The organism is Sulfurimonas sp., assembly GCF_014859695.1.
In the GTDB taxonomy this organism is placed as follows: domain Bacteria; phylum Campylobacterota; class Campylobacteria; order Campylobacterales; family Sulfurimonadaceae; genus Sulfurimonas.
This window is the reverse complement of the sequence record NZ_JACUTS010000104.1, coordinates 1-4,956: the sequence shown is the minus strand read 5'-3', so window position 1 is coordinate 4,956 and position 4,956 is coordinate 1. Positions and strand designations below refer to the sequence as shown.

General features: G+C 29.2%; 2 protein-coding genes. Both read right to left on the bottom strand.

Annotated elements, in window-relative coordinates:
- Positions 1–121: 121 nt before the first annotated feature.
- Positions 122–2,416, bottom strand: coding sequence for a DEAD/DEAH box helicase family protein (locus IBX42_RS11180; RefSeq protein WP_294932955.1), 2,295 nt, complete (start codon positions 2,414–2,416; stop codon positions 122–124).
- 3 nt (positions 2,417–2,419) lie between these two features.
- The gene (locus IBX42_RS11175) at positions 2,420–4,624 is read right to left on the bottom strand and encodes a site-specific DNA-methyltransferase (protein WP_294932953.1); all 2,205 of its coding nucleotides are present in this window, start codon (positions 4,622–4,624) and stop codon (positions 2,420–2,422) included.
- Positions 4,625–4,956: the final 332 nt, after the last annotated feature.

Genomic DNA, 4,956 nt, shown 5'->3' with positions numbered 1-4,956 from the left:
TGCAGCAAAGCAATCCCTGAGCGCTGCAATCAGAAAATGGTGTCAGCCACCTTTTGTATTCCTTCGTGAATGATAACGGTTGAGTTCACCGACAGGTTTAACTGTCCGGTGCTAAGATTTATTATAGATTCTTAAAATATGTCCAATCTTCTGTTTTTTCTTTAAAAGAAATGTATTCTTTTTTATTATTTAATCTAAAGTGTTCAGCATCTTTAATTACTAATCCACCAATTAAATTTTTACCTTTTTGATTCTCTTCTAAAATATATTGTTGTAAAGCTTCAGCTTTAACTTTATTATCATCTTCTCGTTCACCACTAGCTTTAGTATCAAAAATACCTAATCTACCATCATTAAACATGATTAAAAAATCAGGTTGAAAAGTGGATTGAATTCCATATTTGATACCAAAATTTACAGCCATGTGTTCGCTTCCATTTTGCCACCACCATGTAATATTATCACTATTTTTTTCTATATAATCAATAAACTCTTCTTCTACTTTACTGTCAAAACTTAAATAACATGGTTCATAGAGAGAAAGCCTGTATTCATATCTCTCATATCTTGGATTAAAATATTTTTCTTCCGCTATTTCCCATTGCTCATTCCACACTTCATTTTCAGCTACTTTTAGTTTAATTTCTTCATCTTTAGTTGGCTTAAATGCCTTAACAGAGGCATCAAGTAATGGCGAGAATACTTTATGATTATTTAAAATAATCAAATATATTCTAATAACTCCATTTAAATCAAACTTATTAATTCCTAAATACTTATCAAACCAACGATAAAGTGCATTTCTAACTGGACTTATTGATCTTTTGAAAGCATATCCGTTTAAATTAACTTTTATAAGATTTTCAACTGCGTAAATTATGTCATTTTCAGAGTAAACACCCGAAATAGTTTTGTCTGATTTTATTGTTTTTTCATCCATTTTATCGAAAAGTGAAGTATCAATATGAACATCTAACATGATTTCATCTTCTGCATTTTTGAAATCAAGGTTTATTTTAGATTTGACTGCCTCTTGATTTGAACCTACTACATCATAATTCCCTACTTCTAAACCAAATTCATCACAAAAAGTTTTTTCTAAAACTTTATTAAATGAATAAGTGATATCCCCGAAATCAATTCTATTTCTATAGTAAGATTTCAATTCTAAAGGTTTGTAGATATCTTTTCTTTTTGATTTTAGCGATTTTACAACATTAAGTTTTAATACCTCAGAATCAATATTAAATGCTTTTGTATTCACATACATGTATGCTTTGTTTAAATCATCATTTTTATAATGCTTTGCTTCTGGCATTCTAAGGATTCTACCAACGACTTGAATATTAAAAACAATGCTTTTTACTTCTCTAAATCTAACCAAAATTTGTGCTCTCGGACAATCCCATCCAGTACCTATTGCTTGTTTGAAAATTAGGAATTCAACTTTATTGGTATTATTTTCTAAAATCTCAAGGTTTATTTTCTCTTCGTCTTTAGTTAACCAAATAGCAAGTTTTCCATTTTCATATGTAATATTATTTTTAGCTAAAAAGGTTTCAATAAATTCTTGCTTATCACCCCCCTCACTACCTATCGGTATTTGTATTAAGACTAAAGGATTCACTTTTATATTAGCTTCTTGATATGCTTGAAGTAATGAAATTCTTTTATTTAAAGCAGATTGTAAAATAAGCTCTTGTGTAGTTGTTTCATCATCTGTTGTTAAATCTATGTGGTCATTAATAACTATCTCTTTTTTTATCATCCCTTCTTCTATAACATCCAAAGGCTCAACTTTAACTTTTTGTTGGTATTCACCCTCTGTCAAAACAGGAGTAGCACTCATTTCAATAGTTAAATCAGCTTTAATTATCTCATCCCTGATTTCTAATGCTCTTTTACTTGTTGAATTTGTATGACTTTCATCAATAATCAAGATAATTTTTGTTCCACTTTGTTTAGTATTTTTTACAAGCTCTCTAAAGTTTGTACCCTCTTTATCTTTCATAAGAGTACTTTTCCACTCATTAGTTTTTTTATCTTTTTGGTTTAGCTTATCCCAGTTAACAATCACTACTTCATTTTTATCAATCGTTTGTCGAGAGCCAAAGAACTCTTCTTCAAGTAAATATATATCAGGAAAACCAGCATAGTTATTTTTTAAAGAGTTATAGCTTTGTTTATGAAGTTTACCCGTACCAATGCTTATCCACAGAAAACACAAATCATCGTTTGGCATTTCATTTATAAGTTGTTCTATAAAAGAACCCATCATAAAAGTTTTTCCACTTCCTGTAGGAGCTTGAAATACTATTGTCTGTTTTTCTCTATTTTTTCTTATAAGCTTTTCTGAGTACTTAATTAACTCTTCTACTGCTTCTTCTTGGTATCGTTTTAAAGTTTTAATTCCCATAACCTATCCTATATTAAACCCGTCAATTAATGACTGGGTATATCTGTAAAAATTTTCAACCTGATTCAAATCATACTCATCATAATCACCATGTGCTGCATGATTACCTATAGCCATATAAGTTTGATTTTCTTGCCAAGTTACTTTTGAAAAAACGCCATTGTGTTTAAGAGTGTTATTAAGATTTTCAACCGTTTCTTCTTTTCCATTTGGTTTTAAAATAGCTATTCCGCTATTTTGAGCAATTTTTTGAATTGTTTTTTCTAAAACTATACGCAATTTACTTGCTCCATCATCTTTCTCTTTCTCAATAAATACTCTTTTTTTAGCTTTTGCCAAATCTGTAAAAATAGTTAATGGTTTGATAGGAATATTCATTTTAATAAGCTGTTTATAAATATCAAGAATTTTTTGAGGGATAGCCCCTATATTACAATTTTTAATCTCTTTAAAAGGTTCTTTATCAACATTTAAATCATCGGAAAACATATATACTAATTTATATCCATCAATATTTTTCAGCTCTACTATGAACTCATCAAAACTATCATCTATTGTATTAAAATATATACAGAGGTATTTTGTATTATCATGTGAAGAGTAGATTTTATAGTCATCTCCACTCTTAAAAATATTAAAAATATTTTCTTTTACACAAAGCATTTCGGCACATTTACTTGTGAGGTTAAGTTTTGTCTGATGCCTATTGTTTGATTTTTTTAGTAAATCTGTTTGGAAGTATTGTAAATTTCCACCTAATCCTTCTACTTGTTCACCATCACTTCTTCGTGCATAGCCATTAATAATGTTTGAAATTCTAGGGTAAGTAACATCAGTACAAATGTTATTTTCATTATTGGTACACAATATAAATTTTCTATTTCCACCATCTATTCTATTTAATTCCAAAACTGCATGTGCCGTTGTTCCGCTACCAGCCATAAAGTCACATATTATTTGTGCTTGAGGGTATATAGATGCAATTAAATACTGCACTGCACTTACAGGCTTAGGATATGCAAAATCTAATCCCATATCAGTAAACAATGAGTCGTCGCTATTTCCATTTTCATAAAGAGAGTTTGTGTTCTCAAACATATTTTCTCTTAACAAGTATTTTCTACGAGGTTGAGTCATTTCATCAGTTCCAAAAAGAATTAAATCAGCGAGCAATAATCTTTGCATAGTTACTGGTGGATTTCTCCAACCTCTTGCAGGTATAGGGCAAGGTCTATTAGTTACTGGATGAATTAATGGAAGAAAATAATCTTCTGGGGCTGGTTTTTTATTTGGCCATGCCATAGAAACTGATTGATAAACTTCTCCATCAGAATCAATAAACTTATATGCTTTTTCTCCATTCGAAAATTCTTGTTTATTAAGCCAATTTTGGAACTCTTTATTCACTAGTTCTAAATTATAAGTAACTTCAAAATCTTTTAATGTTTCTTTTGGATAATTAAATGGTTTAATAACTTCCTTTACATCATCAGGAATAACAGTCCTACTAATTTTTCTATAAAGCTGAGATGCCTTTCTTAAAATTGCTTCTGCATTTGGTTTTTTTCTTCTTAGTACATTTTCAAGTGCTAAAAATTTCTCTTTATTTTTAGCAAAGCAAAGGATTGATTCGTGCATGACAGAAACACCTTTACTATCACCTTTTGGATTTTTTTTATTCCAAATAATAGTTCCTAAACTATTCTTTTCACCAAAAACTTTCGAGAGTAAAAGATATAAATTATTTGATTCATGTTCATCTATATGAACAATAATAATTCCATCTTTACTTAATACTTCTTTAGCGATATTAAGCCTTTTTTCAATAAATGATAGCCATTTAGAGTGTCTATAAGAATCTTCTTTATCTACATAAGAATCATTATATTTAAAATCTTTTTCACCAGTATTGTAAGGAGGGTCAATATATATAACATCAATTTTTTCTTTGTGAGTATAATTTAATACAGAAAGAGCATGATAATTATCACCCTCTATTAATATATTATCTTCACTATTGCAAGTATTTATGGTGTTTGAAGTAATGTGTTTTAAAATAGGTAAAAAGTTTTCACAATCAAGAACAACTTGCTCGGGTTCACGCTCAGTATCCCAAACTAAGCCATACTTTTTATATTTAAGCTCATTTTCTTGTTGCTCTATAATCTTGATTAACTCTTCTTTTTCATACTCGTTGTATTTATTCACTTGTAATCCATAATTTTAATGTGCTATTTTATCTAATATAAAATGTAAGTTTGCTTTTAGCATAAATTTGCAGCTACCCATAACGGTAGCACAACTAGCGCCCTCGTTATCCGGTCGCGTAGCGAGTGGATAACTATTTATTCAAACACATTATATAGATATTAACTTAAAAAAATAAAAATAACTTAGATGTTAAATGTGTGCTAATTATTATAATTTAGAAAAAAAAGGTGCCTAAATAAAAAAAGAAGAAGAGTGCCAGTCACTCTTTTATGAATATAACTCAACTTTCGCACCTAATTTACCAAAAAAACAATCCAAAAGTATTGCAC